The following is a 19,461-nucleotide window of genomic DNA, read 5'->3' as shown; positions in this document are numbered from 1 at the left end:
CTCAAAAAAACTCCGTATCTGTATTTTGACGCCTTAAAGACCCACTGTTAGTGTCCAGCCTCCCTACTCGGAGTGCCCTCGATGAAACTGGATATCTATCAAGTCGATGCTTTCAGCCAACACCCCTTTGGCGGCAACCCGGCGGCAGTCTGTCCGCTCACCGAGTGGCTGCCCGACGAACAACTGCAGAACATCGCGGCTGAAAACAACCTCTCCGAAACCGCCTACTTCGTACCCCGTGGCGATTTCTACGAGTTGCGCTGGTTCACCCCGGAGGTCGAAGTGGACCTGTGTGGCCATGCCACGCTGGCCGCAGCCTGGGTGTTGATTCACCAATTGGCGGATGCACCCGACGTATTGCGTTTTGCCACCCGCAGCGGCGAGCTTCGCGTGACGCGCAATGGCGACGAACTGGCGATGGATTTCCCGGCCAAACAGCCCCAACGCTGCGAGCCGCCAAGCGGCATGTTGAGCGCATTGGGGATTGAGCATGCCCAGGTGTTTGCCACCGACGACTACCTCGTGCTGGTCGACGACGAAGCTCAAGTCGCCGCCCTGACGCCGGACTTCGCGCGCCTCAAGGGCCTGCCCAAACGCGGGATTGCGGTGACGGCCAAAAGCACGCGGTTTGATTTTGTATCCCGTTGGTTCGGCCCCAACGTGGGCGTCAATGAAGACCCGGTCACCGGTTCCGCACACACCTCGCTGGCGCCCTTCTGGGCCGAGCGTTTGGGTAAGTCGCAGTTGACTGCTGAACAGGGCGGCAAGCGCCGTGGGCAACTGCGTTGCGAGCTCAAGGACGACCGCGTGATTATCTCCGGCCACGCGGTGCTTTACCTGCAAGGCACGATATACCTGTAAAAAGCCGTAACCCAAGGACAACAGATCATTCTCAAAATGAACGGAGTTCAGCGCGTGTTTTCGATTTCCCGCCGTCAACTGTCAATGATTGCCGCCGCCCTCGCCCTGGCTGGCTGCCATACCGCCGTCAATGAACAACCGCCCGCGCCGGAGCTGGGTTCGGGTTATCGCACCGACCTCACCACCCGCCACGCCGAGCGCCATATGGCCGCCGCCGCCAACCCGCTGGCTGCCGAAGCCGGGCGCGAGATGCTGCGCCAGGGCGGCTCGGCCATTGACGCCGCGATTGCGATGCAGGCGGTGTTGACCCTGGTGGAGCCGCAATCATCCGGCATCGGCGGCGGCGCGTTCATCATGCTGTGGGATGGCAAAAACGTGCACGCATATGACGGCCGAGAAACGGCGCCCGCGGGCGCCACCGAACGCTTGTTCCTTAAAGCGGACGGCACGCCGATGGCCTTTGCCGAGGCGCAGATTGGTGGGCGTTCGGTTGGCACGCCAGGTGTGTTGCGCGCGCTGGAGATGGCACACAAAAAGACCGGCCACCTGCAATGGGCCAAGCTGTTTGAACCGGCGATTCGGCTGTCCGAGCAAGGCTTCGCGATTTCCCCGCGCCTGCACGCGCTGATCGCTGCCGACCGTTACATCGCGCAATCGCCCGAGATGGCGGCGTATTTTCTGAATGCCGACGGCACACCTAAAGCTGCCGGCACGCTGTTGAAAAACCCGGCGCTGGCCAGCGTGTTCAAGCGCATCGCCAAGGAAGGGCCGGACGCGTTGTACCAGGGGCCGATTGCCGATGAGATCGCGCGCAAGGTCCAGGGCAACCGCAACGCGGGCAGCCTGTCGCAGGCGGACCTCAAGGGCTACACCGCCAAGGAGCGCACGCCACTGTGCACCGACTACAAGCGCTATAAGGTGTGCGGCATGCCACCGCCGTCATCGGGCGGGATTGCTGTCGCGCAGATCCTCGGTACGTTGCAGGCGTTGGAAACCCACGACCCGCGCTTGGCCATCGCCCCGATGAAGCCGGTGAAAAGCACATCGCCTGCCGGCCTTGAGCCCACACCTGAAGCCGTGCACCTGCTCGCCGAAGCCGGTCGCCTGGCCTTCGCCGACCGTGGTTTGTACGTGGCCGACGCCGACTTCGTGCCGGTGCCGACCGCAGGCCTGGTCGCCCCGGACTACCTGGCCAAACGCGCCACACTGATCGGCGACCGCAGCATGGGCATCGCCAAGCCGGGCACGCCTGCGGGCATCCAGGTGGCGTACGCGCCGGACCGCTCGCCGTTGCGCATTTCGACCTCGCAGGTGGTGGCGGTAGATGACCTGGGCGGCGCCGTGTCGATGACCACCACAGTGGAAGCGGCGTTTGGTTCGCACGTGATGGTTCAGGGCTTTTTGCTGAACAACCAGATGACTGACTTCTCGTTCATCCCCGCCGAAAACGGCCAGCCGGTGGCCAACCGCGTCGAGCCGGGCAAACGCCCGCGTTCGGCCATGGCGCCGACACTGGTGTTCGACCGCAAGAGCGGCGAGTTGCTGGCCACCGTCGGATCGCCAGGCGGTTCGCAGATCATCGAGTACGTGAGCAAATCCCTGGTGGCGATGCTCGACTGGAACCTCGACCCGCAAGCGGCCATCAGCTTGCCCAACTTTGGTAGCCGTAACGGCGCCACCGAGCTTGAGGCTGGGATGTTCAGCCCCGAGTTGAAGCAGGCGCTGAGGGACAAAGGCCATGCACTGAGCGAGATTGATATGACCAGCGGCATCCAGGCCATCGTGCGCACGCGAGACGCCCAGGGTAAAGCGTCGCTGAGCGGCGGCGCCGACCCTCGGCGCGAAGGCGAAGCGGTCGGCGACTGACTTTATTGAGCGGAGAGAGCCCCTTGCAACAGGCAAACAATCTCGGCGCCATCCCCGGCGTCGACCACGGTTTTTGTTCGATCAATGATCCATTGCGGCCGCACGAGGTGTTCATCTGCAAGCAGGTGCACAGTGCTTCGGTGATTGAATGGCAGGCGCAGCAGGTGAGCAACACCATTGAGGCAGACGGCGTGTTCACGCGCGCGCCTCAGCCAATCGCCGTGATCACCGCTGACTGCCTGCCCATTCTGATCGCCGCACACAGTGGTGAACGGGTGGCCGCCGTGCATGGCGGCTGGAAGGGTCTGCAAGGGGGAATCATCGCCAATGCGGTGAAACAATTGGCTGCCGAGGGCATTGCCGTTGACCAGTTGCGAGTGGCTATCGGGCCGTCGATCAAGCCGTGTTGTTATGAAGTGAGCGCCAAATTTATCGCGCAATTTCAGGCGGACCAGGGGCACGTATGGCGTGACGCTCAGGCGCCATGGCACTTCGAGCAACCGACGCCACAGCTGTCACCGCAGATTGCACCGCCCCACGCGCGGCAAGCGGGAAGTGCGTGGTTCGACTTGAGTGGTTACGGGGTGATGCTGTTGCAAGCGGCGGGCCTTAAGCGCGAGCAGATCGACGTCAGCGAGGTGTGCACGTATTGCACATCACCGACCTTCGCCAGCTACCGCAGAAGAACCCACCACCCTGAAGAGCCAAAGACGCTGATCTATTCGTGGATCGCCCGCAAAACCTGAGGAGCAAGCTTGTCGTGGCGAGCGGGCTTGCCCCGCGTTGGGCTGCGCAGCAGCCCCAAAACCACCCAACTCATTTCTGTCTGACACAATGCGGTGAGCCTGACGGGGCTGCTTCGCAGCCCAACGCGGGGCAAGCCCGCTCGCCACAAAAGATAGCTCCCCACAACAATCAGCGGCTGATCTTCAGCCCCTTGCGCCCCGCATGTCGCTCCAGCGCCAGCTCAATCAAGCGGCTTACCAATTCGCTGTAACTCATGCCCGCCGCCTGCCACAGCTTGGGGTACATGCTGATGCGGGTGAAGCCGGGCAGTGAGTTGATTTCGTTGATCAGCACTTCGCCGTCGTCGGTGAGGAACACGTCGACTCGCGCCAACCCGGCGCAGCCCAAAACCTCAAACGCTTCAATGGCGAGTTGGCGAATACGCTCACTGGCCTCAAGGCTGATATCAGCCGGCACCACCACTTGAGCGGCCTGGGCGTCGATGTATTTGCTGTCGTAGGAATAGAAACCGCTGCCCACCACGATCTCGCCGCAGCCGCTGGCGACAGGGTCATCGTTGCCCAACACGGCGCATTCAATTTCACGCCCCTGGACAGCGGACTCCACCAGCACTTTTTCATCAAAGCCCAAGGCCAGTTCGACCGCGGCATGGTACTCGGCCTCGTTGCTGACTTTACTCACACCCACCGAAGAACCCTGGTTGGCGGGTTTGACGAACATCGGCAAGCCAAGCTTGTTCACTGCTGTATCAAAACCGCTGCGCGCCGCGTTGCGACGCGTCAGGGTGATGAACGGGGTAACGGCAATACCGGCATCGCGCAGCAGGCGTTTGCTGATGTCCTTGTCCATGCACACCGCCGAGCCGAGCACGTCGGAGCCTACGAAAGGCAGGTCCGCCATGCGCAGCAGGCCTTGCAGGCAGCCGTCTTCGCCAAGGGTGCCATGGACGATAGGGAAGATCACATCGATGTGTTCCAGCAGGCTCTGCCCGGAGGTTTCCACCACTTGCTGGCTGGCCTTGCCCGGCACCACCGCCAGTTCGCGGTTGGACTGGTTGAGGGCGATCAGGGCCGGGTTTTCCTGGTTGATCAGGAAGTTCGAGGTTTCGTTCAGGTGCCAGTGGCCGGCCTTGTCGATGCCGATCAGAACCGGCTCGAAGCGCGAGCGGTCCAGTGCATCGACGATGTTGCGCGCCGACTGCAGCGAGACCTCGTGCTCGGCCGAACGGCCACCAAAAATAATACCTACCCGCACCTTGCTCATGACTCGGCCTCACTGTTGAAAGTAAGGCTTCTTACCATGAGCGGTCAGCGATTCGCTACCAGATGTGCGCCGAACAACAGGTAGCACCCACCGGCAAACCGATCGAGCCACTTGCGTGAACGGCTGTAGAGGTTGGCCATGCGCTCACTGGAAAACACCAGGGCCACACTCGTGTACCAACTGAACGACAAGGTGGCCATGGTAATCACCGCCAGGGCCAGCAATGTCGGCGACGGTGAAGGCGGCATGGTCGACGCGAAGGCCGTGGCGACGAACAGCGCGGCCTTGGGGTTGGACAAGTTGCCCAGCAGACCGAAGCGCCAGGCGGAGAACAGCGAGCGCTTGGGTTCGTCGGGCAACACGGTCTGGCTCGCGGTTGGCGCCGAACGCTTGAACAGTTTCAGCCCCAGGTAGATCAGGTAGCAGCCACCGATGATCTTGAATGCCAGATAGAGCATGGGCGCCGCAGTGAACAGCGACTTGATGCCCAAACCGCCCGCCAGCCCCCAGATCACCGTGCCCGTGGCTACTCCGGCAGACGCCACCACGCCATGCCGACGCGAACAGCTTGCCGCCAGTTGGGCGGTATTGAAGAAGTTCGGGCCCGGCGTCACCACCGCGACGGTCCAAAGCAGCCCCAGCGACAGCAGCGGCGCAACGTACGGCAAGTCGGAGAACAGCATTGGACGATCCCTCTTGTTCTTAAGTGGTTAAACCTATTCGCCCGCAGGTTCAGGGGTGTGCACCAACAGGTCGCCAGGCTGGCAGTCCAGGTAGGTACAGATCGCATCCAGCGTACCCAGCCGTATGCCCTTGACCTTGCCTTGCTTGAGCAACGACAGGTTCTGTTCGGTAATCCCGATGGCGGCTGCCAGGTCTTTGGATTTGACCTTGCGCCGGGCAAGCATAACGTCCAGTTCAATCACAATGGGCATTTCGATCTCAAACAAAAGTGCGGTTTTCAGAGTCCACTTCGCTGGCCTGCCACAGGATACGCGCGATTACCGCAATGCACGCAGCGAGAAACAACGCGACGAAGCTCGGCGGGGTCAGACTCAAGGTGAAAAATCGCTGGCCCAGCGGCTGGTTCATCGAGACCCAGAGGCCGAGCAACGGCTCGCATAAAAAGTCCAGCAGTACCCACAATGCAACAGCTCGGCCGACTTTGCCCAGATGCTGCGCCGCCGCGCTGGAGAAATACTCGCCCCGCGCGTAGTTGCGAAACAGCTGACGCAGATGGTTCAAGCCCGACACCAAGGCCACCAGCGGGATGCTGGAAAAAATGATCCCGCCGAGTTTTTGCCACCAAGGGAGCAGCGCAATTTGCACGCCGCTGTCCTGGATCCGGTTACTCAAGGAAAAGCTCAGGCCCAGGCCATCGGCGGAAGAACCCAGCACCGGAAACAGCCAGACGCCGGTGTTGAGCACCAGCATGACGACCATCAGCAGGAGCGTAAGCAGCGACATGCGCTGGCTGAGCTGAGCCAGACGTTGGGTATTCATAAGTAACCTCGATCAGTAAGTGAGGCCGCAAAAATAATAGATTAATTATCGTAAAACAATCATTTATTAACCTAATTCAACATTTACGCTACTGAAAGCCTTCGTCCGAGCACGCACAATCGTTCAAGACCTCGACAGACACGACATGCCAGACTGGGTTAACGTGTTTCCCACCTCTATTTGTGACAAGTCACCATGGGCCAACCCACTTCCACCCTCGATTGGTTGCACCGCGCCCCGCACGCCAGCGGGCTGGACCGCATCGAAGCGTATTTCGCCGGCTTTGCATTCGACCCGCATCGCCATGACACCTACGCCATCGGGCGCACCTTGTTTGGCGTGCAGAGCTACCACTACCGTGGCTGCATGACGCACAGCCTGCCGGGTACGACCATGGTGATTCACCCTGACGAATCCCATGACGGCCGCGCCAGCAGTGTGGAAGGCTTCAAGTACCGCATGATTTATGTGGAGCCGGCGCTGATCCAGCAGATTCTCGGCGGCCGGCCGTTGCCGTTTATCCACAACGGCCTGTCGACTGACCCGCGGCTGTTCCGCGCCAGCGAAGTGTTGCTGCAAAGCCTGGACTGCCCGATTGACCCGATGCAGGAACAGGACGCGCTGTACGACCTGGCGCAAGCACTGAGCGCTGCCTCGGGGGTGATCATCAGCCGTAAATCCTTCGATTACGTCGCCGCCGAGCGCGCGCGGGAATTTATCCACAGCGCCTTGGGCCGCAGCATTACCCTGGATGAAATGGCCGACCATTGCGGTCGTGATCGGTGGGCGCTGTCGCGGGATTTTCGCTTGTTGTTCGGCACCAGTCCCTATCGGTACCTGACCATGCGACGGTTGGACCTGGTGCGCGGCTTGCTGGCCCAGGGCCAATCGCTGGTGGACGCGGCGCTGACCGCCGGTTTCACCGACCAGAGCCATATGACCCGGCAATTTCGCAGCACCTACGGCATGCCGCCATCGCGCTGGGTGAAGATGCTCGGGCGCTGATGTGAAACGCAATCAAAATGTGGGAGCGGGCTTGCTCGCGAAAGCGCAGTGTCAGTCGACTTATGAGTGACTGATCCACCGCCTTCGCGAGCAAGCCCGCTCCCACATTGGTTCTATGTTGTTTCCACTATCGCATTCGGCTCGGGCGCTTGCGTTTTGAGCCGCAGCGCCACCACCGCGCCCACCAAGGCAATTGCCGCGCTCCACCACAGCGCCAGCTCGATCCCGCCCGCATTCGCCACCGACACCAGCACCGCCAGGCCCAACGCGCCACCGATCTGCTGGCTGGTAGACGCCATCCCCGCCGCCACGCCCTGCTCCCCAGGCCGAATACCCAGCCCCGCCGCCACCCACATCGCTGTCCAGGTCATGCCCTGTCCGATGCTCAAAATGAAGATTCCCGGCAACAGCGACCAAAACCCCACGCCCGTCGGCAATGCCCAACACACCAGTGCAATGCCCAGCGCGCCCGCCAGTTGCCCGCTAACCAAGGTGTTGCGCAACCCCAGCCTGGCCAGCGAACGCTCTGCCAACCAGATGCCAAACGTGCACACCAGGGTCGCCGGTAAAAACGCCAAGCCGGCTTGTAATACGCTGTAGCCATAGACCTGCTGGTAATACAGCGCCAGGAAGTAGTACTGCACGCCAAAGCTGCTCATGAACACCGCCGTGAGCACCATCGCCATGCGCAGTTCGCGGTAGGCGAACAAGCGCAGCGGCATCAGTGGATCGCTGCCGCGATGCTCGATCCAGGCGAACACCCCAAGCAGCGCCAGCGCCGAGGCGATGCAGCCCAGTGTCTGCGGCGCCGACCAGCCCCACTCGGGGCCTTGCACCAGCGCGAACACCAGCAGCGTGCCGCCGACGGTCACAGTCAAAGCGCCGCCGATGTCGAATTTGCGCCCACGCACACGCTCGCCATCGGCTGGAATCCAGTAACGCGCCGCCCACGCGCAGCCGCCCGCCAACGGCACATTCACCAAAAACACCGCCTCCCACCCCCACACCTGAGTCAGCACGCCGCCCAATAATGCGCCAAGTGCCAACCCCGCTGCCGAGGCTGCGCTCCACACCGCAAATGCTCGATTGCGTGCAGGCCCTTCGGCATAGTGTGTGTTGATCAACGCTAACGTGGCCGGGAACAACAACGCCCCGCCCACGCCTTGTATCGCCCGCGCCAGCACCAGCAACACCGCGCTGCCGCCGAGCACCGCCGCCAGGGAAGCCAGCGCATACAGCGACTGGCCCAGCCGGTAAAAACGGCGCTTGCCAAGCAAGTCCGTCGCCCTGCCGCCCAGTAACAGAAAGCCACCAAACGCCACGCTGTAGGCGCTCACCACCCATTGCAATTGCTGCGCGGAAAAATCCAGGTGCGCGCCAATCTGCGGCAGCGCGACAAACACAATGGTGGCATCCAGGGCGATGATCAGTTGTGCGGTGGCCAGCAATAGAAGCATCCAGCCAGAGGGTCGAGAGGAAGACATCACAGCGTCCAGTCCGAAAATAAGAGGTGCCAGTTTCTTTCATGCCTGACAGATGATAAATAGCGCTATCACTCTTTCAGTAATGACTTTAATCATGGATCTTAACGCCGTTCGACTCTTGGTCCGCGTGGCCGAAACGCGCAGTTTTACCCGCGCGGCCGGTGAATTGGGGCTGACGCAGTCCGGGCTGTCCCGCGCAATCTCGCGCCTGGAAAGCCAGCTGGGCGTGCGCCTGCTGCAACGCAACACGCGCAGCGTGAGCCTCACGCCCGACGGTCAGATGCTGTACGAGCGCAGCGCGCCGTTACTGGCAGAACTGGCTGAAACCGAAAAGCTGATGCTCGACCGGCGCAGCAGCCCGTCCGGCCTGTTGAAAATCAGCACACCGTCGTTGTTCGGTCGCAAGGTGGTGATGCCGGTGATCGGCGAACTGACATTGCGCTATCCCCAATTGCGCATCGAAGCGGTGATGACTGACCGCCTGGTGGATATCGTCGACGAAGGTTTCGACGCATTGCTGCGCACGGGCGAAATCCAGGATCAACGCCTGATCGCCCGTGCCCTGCCGCCGTTGCGCTGGGTCACGGTGGCCTCGCCCGCTTATCTGGCGCGTTGGGGCACGCCGCAAACGGTGGACGAACTCAAGGACCACAGCTGCCTCACTGTGCGTAACTTGCGCAGCGGGCGCATGGTCGATTGGCAATTCATGAAGGAGGGCAAAGTGCAGGACGTGAGCGTCGAAGGGCGGCTTATTTTCGACATTGGCGATGCGCTGGTAGACGGCGCGGTGGGTGGTTTCGGCATCGCCCAGGTGATGGATTTTGCGGTGCGCGACGACGTGGCCGCCGGGCGCCTGGTGCCGTTGCTGGAAGACGTTGCCGGGCGCAGTCGCGCGATCTCACTGGTCTATCCGCCGTCCCGGCAGTATTCGCCCAAGCTGATGGCGTTTGCCGATGCACTGGCAAACGCCCGCTGGTAAGGCCTACAGCTGGCGCCCGACCACCGGCTCGCCGATGCTCAGGAAATTCCCACCCGCGATATGGTGCAAGGTGCGCAATTCGTCATGGCCTTCGAAGTGCCAGTGCCCATCGCTGAACACGCGCGCGTCGGCATAGGCCGCGACGACTTCGCCGAGGAATAAATCGTAGGTCTGTTGGTTGTGGGGCTCGGGCAACAGGCGGCATTCCAGCCACGCTACGCAACCGTCCAGCAGCGGCGCTTCGGTGTGTTCACCGTTGAATGTCTGCAAGCCATAGGTGGCGAATTTGTCGGTGTCTGCGCCCGTGGTGTTGCCGACCGTCTGCACCAGATCGGCCTGGGCCACACAAGGCACCTGCAGCACAAAGGTGCCGGCGGCTTCCAGCAGTTGGCGGGTCCAGGTGGCCTTGTCGAGCACCACGGCGACCTTCGGCGGTTCGAAATCAAGCGGCATGGCCCAGGCAGCGGCCATGATATTGCGCTTGCCAGCGTGGGCCGCGCTCACCAATACGGTCGGCCCGTGATTGAGCAAACGGTAGGCCTTGGACAACGGTACGGGGCGACGGTGGGTAGGGCTCATGGAGGAACGGCTCTTCAAGCAAGAAAAAACCTACGATACCTCAAGCACAAGCCCTGCGGGTCAGCTCGACAGCTGATTGGCAAACTGCCCGACCGCGCTCACCACCTTTTGTGCACCGTCCTGGATTTCCACAATCACCGTGCCCGCCTCGGCCGCCAGGGCCAAGCCTTGCTCGGCCTGCAAACGGCCCTCGTTCATCACGGACACCGCATCGCGGGCCATGTCCTGGTTCTGACGCACCACGCCGACAATTTCATCGGTGGCCTTGCTGGTACGCGAGGCCAATTGCCGCACTTCATCAGCCACCACCGCAAAGCCACGGCCCTGCTCGCCGGCCCGCGCCGCTTCGATAGCCGCGTTGAGCGCCAGCAAGTTGGTTTGCTCGGCGATGCCGCTGATGGTCTTGACGATGGTGCCGATCACTTGGGACTGGGCGTTCAGCGCCTCGATGCCATCACCGGCCTGCTGCATGTGCCTGGCCAGATCACGCATGACATCCACCGCCTGCGTCACGACAGTGGTGCCGCGCTGGGCACTGTGGTCGGTTTGCAGCGAGGTGCTGTAGGCAATGTTTGCGGCCTCCGCCACGGCCTGCTCCTGGTTAACCTGGTCGGTGATCACCGTGGCGAATTTGACCACTTTGTACAGGCGGTCATTGGCGTCCAGCACCGGGTTGTAGGTCGCCTCCAGCCACACCACACGGCCATGGCTGTCGACACGTTTGAAGCGCGCCGCAACAAACTCGCCGGCGTTCAAACGTTTCCAGAAATGCTGGTACTCGGCGCTGTTGTATTCCTCCGGCTCGCAGAACATACGGTGATGTTTGCCCTGGATCTGCGCCAGGCTGTAGCCCATGCCACCGAGGAACCGGTCGTTCGCGGTCAGCACATGGCCGCCGAGGTCGAACTCGATCACCGCAGTGGAACGCACCAGCGCGGTGATCAGGTTCTCATGCTCGCGTGACCCCTCGATGGTGCGGGTGAGGTCGCTGGAGTAAATCGAAAAATGCTTGATGCGCCCGTCAGAACTGCGCACAGGCTGCAGGATCGAGCGCAACCATGCCTCTTTGCCATTGCCACGCATCAGGCGCACGGTGCCGGCGAAGTGTTCGCCGCGCACCAGGGCATTGTGAAAACGCTGCTGGAATTCGTCCTGGCGCAGGTGCGCAGGCACCAGTTCTTCCATGTGCCGCCCCACGATGTTGGAGGCCTGGTACGACAGCTCTTGCAGGAAGTTGGCATTCGCCCACTCCACCCGGCCTTTGGCGTCCAGCGTCAGGCACAGCATTTCGCTTTCCAGGCTCTCCCTGACCTGTTGCAAGCTGGACAACTCTTCGCGAAGAGCCGACAGCTCCTGCTTCAAACGGGTGTTGAACATGGGGCACCGATGGTCATTTGGGGGAGATGGATCTGACCTGCATCGGCGCTGGCGAGGTTTTCTGAAGCGCTTTTTTGTGGCGTGCCCAACTGTTTTTTGGATCCATTAACTGCCGTTGTTTCGGCAAACACCCATCACCTTGTATTCCACCGTATTGAGCTTGCCGCTGGAGTCTTCATAGGTCATGCGTGAAGGCACGGCATTGCACGAACTGATCGGCGGCGTAACGTTGACGACCTTGGCAATATCCAGCGCCATGCCATAGCGATACGCCTGTACCTGGGGTGCTGGCTGGCCGTTTTTTTCCGCGTAAGCCGCCATGGCTTTTTGATTACGTTCCATCATCAACGCAAACGTGCGGTCGCCTCCGCCTTCGGCCATCGCCCCCAGTGACAGGACTGCAGCTAATACACCCAAGCCAATTTTATAAAATGTCATTACAGGTTCCTCGGTTGATAAGTTCAGTCACGAGACTAATCAACCAACCCTGTCGCCATGTTCACCAAAAGATTACTTATCTGTTAGATCGCCTTGAGCTTCCAGAATTGTAATGTTCGCGCCACCTGACCGTTATCCACTGTTTGCAACTATCAGCCCGGGCCAGATCAATAAAAACGCCCCTACCTATAAGAAGCTGAAAACTGCCAACACCCAGGAGCGAAACATGAACATTACTTACTACACCCTTCCCTTTTCATTGATTGCCGCACTGCCTCTGGCAGCCGTGGCGGTGGAAGACACGCCCGAAGGTTTTATCCAAGGCAGCAACGTAACCGTGCTGGCGCGCAACTTTTACTTCAATCGCGATGACCGCAAGGGCCAGTCCAGCCCGACCGGCAATGGGTATTCCGAAGCCTGGGCGCAGGGTTTGATCGGCAAATTCGAATCCGGTTTTACTCAAGGCACCGTAGGCTTTGGCCTGGATGCGTTTGCCATGTACGGCCTGAAACTCGACTCGGGCAGCGGTCGCAGCGGCGGCAAGGGTTCGTTCGGCGTGCTGCCGGTGGACAGCGACAATCACCCCGAAGGCAGCTACAGCAAAGTCGGTGGCGCGGCGAAATTGCGCGTGCTGGACACGGTTATCAAGGCCGGCGATGTGTTCCCGCTCACGCCGGTGGTGGCCTACGGCGATTCGCGGTTGTTGCCGGAAAGCTTTCGCGGCGTCACCGCGCAGAACACCAGCCTTGAGGGCTTGAGCCTGCAAGGCGGACGCCTGAGCGGCATGAGCCAGCCAAGCGAAAGCGGGATGAACAAGGGCTTTGCGACCTTTTACGCGGGCAAGGTCGACTCACCCTGGATCGGCTATTTCGGCGCAGAGTACGCCGTCAACAAACACCTGAACGTGAGCCTCTACAGCAGCCGCCTGAAGGACGCCTGGGACCAGTACTACGTCGGCAGTGCCGCCAGTTACCCACTGACCGACGACGTGTCGTTATTCGGCGATTTCAACTATTACAAGGCCGTGGACGAAGGCAAAAAGCTGCTGGGCAAATTCGACAACAACATCTGGAGTGCCAGGCTCGGGGTAAAGGTCGGGGCCCACAGCGTGGCCCTCTCGCACCAGCGCAACAACGGCGATGACGACTTCGATTACCTGCGCCAATCGGACTCGATTTTCCTCAATAACTCGATCCAGTACAGCGACTTCAATTCGCCCAAGGAGCGTTCGTGGATGGCCCGTTACGACCTCGACATGCAGGCGTTCGGAATACCTGGCCTGTCGTTCATGACCCGTTATGCCAAGGGCACCGGCGCCGATTACAGCCACGCCAACGCGGTGTACATGCGCCGCGATGCAACCGGCAACCCGCTGACCGATCAACGCCGCTGGGAGCGGGATGTCGAGGCCAAGTACGTGGTGCAAAGTGGCAGCCTGAAGGATTTGTCATTGCGCTTGCGCCAGGCCACCGTGCGCTCCAGTGCGTTTGAGTCGGACCTGGAAGAAGTTCGCCTGATTGCGGAATACCCATTGGTCGCACTTTGAACAATTGCCCAGTTGAGTGCTTACATTCGTTCGCGCTTGACTAACATCTGCTCACAAATTGCTATCTATCAAAACTGTAACATTGGCCCCAGCTTCCCGTTAAGTTGAACTTCCTATACTCGCTTCAACTTGTCAGCACCGAGCAACATTCGTCTCTGAAGCTTTTTTTAGCTCCTTTGGAAAGAGATGATTTTTTTAACGCCCCTCTGGGGCGTTTTTTTTGGGCGCAGGCTTAGTCGCGACCCATTGCCGCAGTTGACCCTGAAGCTGCTTCACACTTCAGAATTTTCCTACTCACAACACACCTGATTCCATAGGGAAATGGAACCCTTCTCTTTCAGTAAAAGGTAAATCCCCATGCGTATCCTTGTGGTTGAGGACGAGCAAAAAACCGCTGACTACCTGCAGCAAGGCCTGAATGAAAGTGGCTACGTCGTGGACTGCGCGTCCAATGGCATTGATGGCCTGCACCTGGCTGAGCAGCACGCCTATGAGTTGGTGATTCTTGACGTCAACCTGCCGGGCAAGGATGGCTGGGAAGTGCTGGAGCAATTGCGTCGCAACGGCACCCAGCGCGTGATGATGCTGACCGCCCGCGGCCGGCTGGCCGACAAGATCAAGGGCCTGGACATGGGCGCCGATGATTACCTGGTCAAACCCTTCGAGTTTCCCGAATTGCTGGCGCGGGTGCGCACCCTGTTGCGGCGCAGCGAGCACATCCCACAGCCGGAAGTGTTCAGCGTGTCGGACCTGGAACTGGACCCGCGCCGCCATCGCGCGTACCGCGGCACACGGCGCATTGACTTGACCACCAAGGAGTTCGCACTGCTGCAGGTGCTGATGCGCCAGACCGGTGAAGTGCTGACCCGCACGCAGATCATTTCGCTGGTGTGGGACATGAATTTCGACTGTGACACCAACGTCGTGGAAGTTTCCATCAGCCGCCTGCGGGCCAAGGTGGACGATCAGAGCGAGGTCAAGCTGATCCACACCATTCGCGGCGTGGGTTACGTGCTGGAAGCACGGCCATGAAAACCGGCAGCCTGTCGATGCGTCTGGGGTTGACGGTCAGCCTCATGGGCGCCGGCCTGGTGCTATTGCTGGCGACGTTGGCGTACCTGGCCCTGACCCACGAACTGGAAAAACTGGCGCGCAAAGGCCTGGAAAGCAAGATGGAACAGATCCAGCACAGCCTGTCTCAAGGCCTCGACGCCCACGCCATCCGGGCACGTCCGCATTCGCTGATGGACCTGGTGATCGGCCATGACAATTTTTACCTCACTATCGTCGGCACCGCGCCCGATGAAACGGTGCTGCTGAGCATCGGTGCCAAGCCTCAGGAGCCGCTGCTGACAAACTTCACACCGCGAGAAACGCTCGGCTACCTCAATTGGGCCGACAGCAATGGCAACCAGGTGCTCAGCGCCTCCAGCCTGATGCGTCTGGCCAGTGGCGAGCGCGTACGCGTGCTGTTGTCGCTGGACCGCAGGGACGATCAGGCGCTGCTCAGTGCCTACCTGCGCGCCACCGTGATCGCCTTGCCCATGTTGTTGATACTGATCGGCATGGGGGCCTGGTGGCTGGTGCAGCGCGGGCTGGCGCCGCTTAAGCAGTTCAGCCATGTGGCGGCCAAAGTCACCACTCAGGACCTGACTCATCGCCTGTCCGTCAACAACCTGCCCAAGGAGCTGGGCGAGTTGGCGCAAGGCTTCAATGTGATGCTCAACCGCCTGGACGCCGGGGTGCAGCAACTCTCGCAATTCTCTGACGACCTTGCTCACGAATTGCGTGCACCGCTGACCAACCTGATGGGCAAAGCCCAGCTCACATTGTCGCGCCAACGCCCACCGGACGAATACAAAGCAGTGCTGGAATCCAACACCGAAGAGCTGGAGCGCCTGGCACGCATCGTTTCCGACATGTTGTTTCTGGCCCAGGTCAGCCACCCGGCAGCGCGAGCTTCGTTTGCCGCAGTATCGCTGGCGGACGAAGCTCATCGGGTCATGGATTTATTCGCCCTGAGTGCCGAAGACAAACAACTGACCCTGACCCTCAGTGGCGAGGCCCAGGTGCAGGGCGATCGCCTGATGATTCAACGCGCCCTCTCCAACCTGCTGTCCAATGCAATCCGCCATAGCCCGGCGGGCGCGCATATCGCGTTGCGGGTGGAGGCTTACGGCAACAGCGTGTCGTTGTCTGTCAGCAACCCAGGCCCGGGGATTGAAGTGCACCACCTGCCACACCTGTTCGAGCGGTTCTACCGTGTCGACAGCAGCCGCGCGCGCACCGAGGGCGGCACCGGCCTGGGACTGGCCATCGTGCGATCGATCATGACCCTGCACCAGGGGCAAACCGACGTGCGCAGTTCGCCCGGCGCTTTCACCGTGTTTCGCCTGGTGTTTCCTCAGGTGTAAGCCCATTGAGGGTGAGCCTGCTTGTTGTGCCAAGCGCACTTGTTGCGGCAGCGGCGTTGTTGTGGCAGCGGGCCTGTTGTGGCGAGCGGGCTTGCCCCGCGTTGGGCTGCGCAGCAGCCCCATCAAGGCCACCTCGGTATCCCCGATATACCGTGGCGAAAGATTTGGGGCGGCTTCGCCACCCAACGCGGGGCAAGCCCGCTCGCCACAGTAAGCGGGCTCGCCATAGACAGCCTGCTCACCCCACCCGCGTCATTCCTCCTTGCGGTGCGCCCACTGATACAACGCCGGCAGCACCAGCAAGGTCAGCAACGTAGAGGAAATAATCCCGCCGATCACCACCGTCGCCAACGGGCGCTGTACTTCGGCGCCGGTGCCGGTGGCCAAGGCCATGGGGATAAACCCCAGGGACGCCACCAGCGCGGTCATCAACACCGGGCGTAAACGTGTGAGCGCCCCTTCGTGGATCGCCACCGACAGTGAACGCCCCTCCTCGCGCAGGTTGCGGATGAAAGCAATCATCACCAGTCCGTTAAGCACTGCCACACCGGACAACGCAATAAACCCCACCCCCGCAGAGATCGACAACGGAATATCGCGCAGCCACAGCGCCATGATCCCACCGGTCAACGCGAACGGAATCCCGGTAAACACCAGCAAGCCATCCTTGAGGTTGTTGAACATCATGAACAACAGCCCGAACACCAGCAGCAACGCCACCGGCACCACGATACGCAAGCGCTCGGAGGCCTCCTTCAGCTGTTCGAACTGGCCGCCCCAGGTGGTCCAGTAACCCGCCGGGACCTTCACCTGAGTGCTGATGGCAGACTCGGCCTGTTCGACGAACGAACCGATATCACGCCCGCGCACGTTGGCGCTGACAATCACCAGGCGCTTGCCGTTCTCGCGGCTGATCTGGTTCGGGCCCAGTACCAGGTCCAGGCTGGCGACCTGGGACAAAGCAATAAAACCCAACTGGCCCGAGGCGTTGCTGGCCAGCGCCGGCACCGGGATCAACAGCCGCGACAAGCCCTCGATATCGGTGCGCAGCGCATCGGATAAACGCACGACCATGTCGAAGCGGCGGTCACCTTCGTACAGCGTGCCGGCTTGGCGTCCACCCACGGCGACGGCGATGGTGTCCTGCACGTCGCCCACGTTCAGGCCAAACCGCGCGGCCTTGTCGCGATCAATATTGATGGTCAGCACCGGCAGGCCAGAGGTCTGCTCCACCTTCACTTCCGAGGCGCCATCAAGCGTTTGCAAGGTCTCGGCGATCTCTGCGGCGGTCTTGTTGAGCACTGCCATGTCGTCGCCAAATACCTTCACCGCCACGTCACTGCGCACCCCGGAAATCAACTCGTTGAAGCGCAGCTGGATCGGCTGCGACAGTTCATACGCACTGCCCGGCACAATCGCACTGGCGCGCTGGATATCTTCGATCAGCGCCTCGCGGGATTTCGCTGGATCAGGCCACTGGTCCTTGGGCTTGAGCATCACATAGCTGTCGGAAATATTCGGTGGCATCGGGTCGGAAGCGATTTCCGCGGTACCGGTGCGCGCAAAGACTCGCTCGATTTCCGGCACCTGGGCCATCAAGGTTTTCTCCAGCTGCTGCTGCATCTGCACCGATTGCGTCAGGCTGGTACCAGGCACACGCAGAGCCTGTTGAGCGAAGTCGCCCTCACTGAGGCTGGGGATAAATTCGCTGCCCATGCGGCTGGCCACCACGCCCGAAGCGACGATGGTCAGCACCGCCAGGCCGAACACCAGCGGGCGGCGCGTCATGACCCAATCCAGCACCGGCGCATAGGCCCGACGCGCCGTGCGCATCACCAGGTTTTCCTCTTCCTTGACCTTGCCGGTGACAAACAGCGCAATCGCGGCCGGCACAAAGGTCACCGACAGAATCATCGCGCCGAGCAAAGCGATGACCACGGTGAACGCCATGGGGTGGAACATCTTCCCGGCCACTCCGGTGAGGGCGAAGATCGGCAGGTACACCACCATGATGATCAGTTGCCCGAAGATCAGTGCGCGCCGCGCTTGCTTGGCCGCAGCGAACACCTCATGCAGGCGCTCGCTGCGGGTGAGCAAGCGGCCATGGCGCTGCTGCGCATGGGCCAGACGGCGAATGGCGTTTTCGACGATCACCACCGCGCCGTCGACAATAATCCCGAAGTCCAGCGCGCCAAGGCTCATCAGGTTGGCACTGACTTTGTTGGTAAACATGCCGGTAAAGGTGAACAGCATCGCCAGCGGAATCACCATCGCGGTGATCAACGCCGCGCGAATATTACCCAGGAACAGAAACAGCACCGCGACCACCAGCAGCGCGCCCTCGAAGAGGTTTTTCTTCACGGTGGCGATGGCTTTTTCGACCAGGTTGGTGCGGTCATAAACGGTAACGGCAACCACGCCCTGGGGCAGCGAACGGTTGATCTCTTCGAGTTTTTTCGCCACCGCCTGGGACACGGTGCGGCTGTTTTCACCGATCAGCATGAACACCGTGCCCAGCACCACTTCACGGCCATTTTCGGTGGCGGCACCAGTGCGCAGCTCACGGCCAATGTCGACTTGCGCCACATTGCGCACGCGGATCGGCGTGCCGCCCGACGTGGTGATCACGATGTTGGCAATGTCATCGATCGACGCCACTTGCCCCGGTGCGCGAATCAACAGCTGCTCGCCGCTGCGCTCGATGTAACCGGCGCCGACGTTGGCGTTGTTGCGCTCAAGCGCGGTGACCAAATCGGTCAGCGTCAGGTTGTAGGCCGCCAAGCGTTTTGGGTCCGGGGCGATCTGGTATTCCTTGGCAAAGCCGCCGATGGTGTTGATCTCGGCCACGCCCGGCACGTTGCGCAGCTGTGGCTTGATGATCCAGTCCTGGATCACGCGCAGGTCGGTCGGCGAGTAAGGCGTGCCGTCTTCCTTGAGCGCGCCGTCTTCGGCTTCGACGGTCCACAGGAAAATTTCCCCGAGGCCAGTGGAAATCGGCCCCATCGCGGTTTCGATGCCAGTGGGCAATTGCTCGCGGGCCACCTGCAGGCGCTCGTTGACCAATTGGCGGGCGAAGAACAGGTCAGTGCCGTCTTTGAAGATCACCGTGACCTGGGACAGGCCGGAGCGCGACAACGAACGCGTCTGCTGCAAACCCGGCAGGCCGGCCATGGCGGTTTCGATGGGAAAGGTAATGCGCTGCTCGGTTTCCAACGGCGAAAAGCCGGCCGCCGCCGAGTTGATCTGCACCTGCACATTGGTGATGTCGGGCACCGCGTCGATGGGCAACTTCTGATAACTGGCGATGCCGACACCGGCCATCAACAGCACCGCCAGCAACACGATGATGCGCTGCTCGATGGCGAATTGGATAAGGCGCTCAAACATGGGGAATCACTC

Annotated in this window: 16 protein-coding genes and 2 pseudogenes; 8 read left to right on the top strand and 10 right to left on the bottom strand. The window is 61.1% G+C overall.

The window, feature by feature from the left end:
• Positions 1-81 precede the first annotated feature (81 nt).
• Genes AB5I78_RS04080 through pgeF form a run of 3 tightly spaced genes read left to right on the top strand, consistent with a single transcriptional unit; the run spans position 82 to position 3,473 of the window.
• The gene (locus tag AB5I78_RS04080; RefSeq protein ID WP_145165525.1) at positions 82-861 is read left to right on the top strand and encodes a PhzF family phenazine biosynthesis protein; all 780 of its coding nucleotides are present in this window, start codon (positions 82-84) and stop codon (positions 859-861) included.
• Positions 862-897: 36 nt separating this feature from the next.
• The gene (gene ggt / locus AB5I78_RS04075; protein ID WP_369302529.1) at positions 898-2,727 is read left to right on the top strand and encodes a gamma-glutamyltransferase; all 1,830 of its coding nucleotides are present in this window, start codon (positions 898-900) and stop codon (positions 2,725-2,727) included.
• 23 nt (positions 2,728-2,750) lie between these two features.
• The gene (gene pgeF, locus AB5I78_RS04070) at positions 2,751-3,473 is read left to right on the top strand and encodes a peptidoglycan editing factor PgeF (protein WP_369302528.1); all 723 of its coding nucleotides are present in this window, start codon (positions 2,751-2,753) and stop codon (positions 3,471-3,473) included.
• 169 nt (positions 3,474-3,642) lie between these two features.
• On the opposite strand, the gene ddlA is transcribed toward pgeF, so the two are convergent.
• The 4 genes from ddlA to AB5I78_RS04050 are packed head-to-tail and all read right to left on the bottom strand — an operon-like array spanning position 3,643 to position 6,240.
• A complete protein-coding gene (gene ddlA, locus AB5I78_RS04065; protein WP_369302527.1) occupies positions 3,643-4,737 on the bottom strand; it encodes a D-alanine--D-alanine ligase in 1,095 nt (364 codons plus the stop codon).
• Positions 4,738-4,781: 44 nt separating this feature from the next.
• Positions 4,782-5,420 carry a LysE family transporter gene (locus tag AB5I78_RS04060; RefSeq protein ID WP_242194952.1) on the bottom strand — a complete coding sequence of 213 codons (639 nt, stop codon included), beginning with the start codon at positions 5,418-5,420 and terminating at the stop codon, positions 4,782-4,784.
• A 33-nt stretch (positions 5,421-5,453) separates the two neighbouring features.
• Positions 5,454-5,672, bottom strand: coding sequence for a helix-turn-helix transcriptional regulator (locus AB5I78_RS04055; protein WP_145165515.1), 219 nt, complete (start codon positions 5,670-5,672; stop codon positions 5,454-5,456).
• 7 nt (positions 5,673-5,679) lie between these two features.
• Positions 5,680-6,240, bottom strand: a complete 561-nt coding sequence (locus AB5I78_RS04050) for a DUF2975 domain-containing protein (RefSeq protein WP_145165513.1) — start codon at positions 6,238-6,240, stop codon at positions 5,680-5,682.
• 195 nt (positions 6,241-6,435) lie between these two features.
• Between AB5I78_RS04050 and AB5I78_RS04045 the strand changes: the two genes are divergently transcribed.
• Positions 6,436-7,245, top strand: coding sequence for an AraC family transcriptional regulator (locus tag AB5I78_RS04045; RefSeq protein ID WP_106578527.1), 810 nt, complete (start codon positions 6,436-6,438; stop codon positions 7,243-7,245).
• A 113-nt stretch (positions 7,246-7,358) separates the two neighbouring features.
• Here AB5I78_RS04045 and AB5I78_RS04040 read toward each other — a convergent pair whose 3' ends face one another.
• Positions 7,359-8,702: an MFS transporter gene (locus AB5I78_RS04040; protein WP_370004718.1), complete on the bottom strand. Its 1,344-nt coding sequence runs from the start codon at positions 8,700-8,702 to the stop codon at positions 7,359-7,361.
• Positions 8,703-8,823: 121 nt separating this feature from the next.
• On the opposite strand from AB5I78_RS04040, the gene AB5I78_RS04035 reads away from it, so the two are divergent.
• Positions 8,824-9,708 carry a LysR family transcriptional regulator gene (locus tag AB5I78_RS04035; RefSeq protein ID WP_369302524.1) on the top strand — a complete coding sequence of 295 codons (885 nt, stop codon included), beginning with the start codon at positions 8,824-8,826 and terminating at the stop codon, positions 9,706-9,708.
• A gap of 3 nt (positions 9,709-9,711) precedes the next feature.
• On the opposite strand, the gene AB5I78_RS04030 is transcribed toward AB5I78_RS04035, so the two are convergent.
• From AB5I78_RS04030 to AB5I78_RS04015, 4 genes and pseudogenes are all read right to left on the bottom strand, one after another.
• Positions 9,712-10,287 (bottom strand): flavin reductase family protein, encoded by a 576-nt coding sequence (locus tag AB5I78_RS04030; RefSeq protein WP_145165507.1) that lies wholly within the window; start codon positions 10,285-10,287, stop codon positions 9,712-9,714.
• Positions 10,288-10,347: 60 nt separating this feature from the next.
• A pseudogene (locus tag AB5I78_RS04025) lies at positions 10,348-10,779 on the bottom strand (methyl-accepting chemotaxis protein); the annotation flags it as partial.
• 108 nt (positions 10,780-10,887) lie between these two features.
• Positions 10,888-11,574: pseudogene (locus AB5I78_RS04020) on the bottom strand (PAS domain-containing protein); the annotation flags it as partial.
• Between the two features lie 195 nt (positions 11,575-11,769).
• Positions 11,770-12,102 carry a DUF2790 domain-containing protein gene (locus tag AB5I78_RS04015; protein WP_145165503.1) on the bottom strand — a complete coding sequence of 111 codons (333 nt, stop codon included), beginning with the start codon at positions 12,100-12,102 and terminating at the stop codon, positions 11,770-11,772.
• 226 nt (positions 12,103-12,328) lie between these two features.
• Here AB5I78_RS04015 and AB5I78_RS04010 point away from each other — a divergent pair, with 226 nt between their 5' ends.
• The 3 genes from AB5I78_RS04010 to AB5I78_RS04000 all read left to right on the top strand — a co-directional run bounded on the left by AB5I78_RS04010 (position 12,329) and on the right by AB5I78_RS04000 (position 16,062).
• Positions 12,329-13,648 (top strand): OprD family porin, encoded by a 1,320-nt coding sequence (locus tag AB5I78_RS04010; RefSeq protein WP_369302522.1) that lies wholly within the window; start codon positions 12,329-12,331, stop codon positions 13,646-13,648.
• A 357-nt stretch (positions 13,649-14,005) separates the two neighbouring features.
• Entirely contained in the window at positions 14,006-14,680 is a 675-nt protein-coding gene (locus tag AB5I78_RS04005) for a response regulator transcription factor PcoR (RefSeq protein ID WP_119736387.1), read from the top strand.
• Positions 14,677-16,062 (top strand): heavy metal sensor histidine kinase, encoded by a 1,386-nt coding sequence (locus tag AB5I78_RS04000; RefSeq protein WP_369302521.1) that lies wholly within the window; start codon positions 14,677-14,679, stop codon positions 16,060-16,062. The genes AB5I78_RS04005 and AB5I78_RS04000 overlap by 4 nt, the downstream gene beginning before the upstream one ends.
• A gap of 252 nt (positions 16,063-16,314) precedes the next feature.
• Here AB5I78_RS04000 and AB5I78_RS03995 read toward each other — a convergent pair whose 3' ends face one another.
• The gene (locus AB5I78_RS03995; protein ID WP_369302520.1) at positions 16,315-19,449 is read right to left on the bottom strand and encodes a CusA/CzcA family heavy metal efflux RND transporter; all 3,135 of its coding nucleotides are present in this window, start codon (positions 19,447-19,449) and stop codon (positions 16,315-16,317) included.
• Between the last annotated feature and the right edge of the window lie 12 nt (positions 19,450-19,461).

It is taken from the genome of Pseudomonas sp. N2-3-1-14 (assembly GCF_041228395.1).
GTDB lineage: Bacteria > Pseudomonadota > Gammaproteobacteria > Pseudomonadales > Pseudomonadaceae > Aquipseudomonas.
Note: the sequence above shows the minus strand (reverse complement) of the source record. Positions and strands in the feature narration are given on the sequence as shown.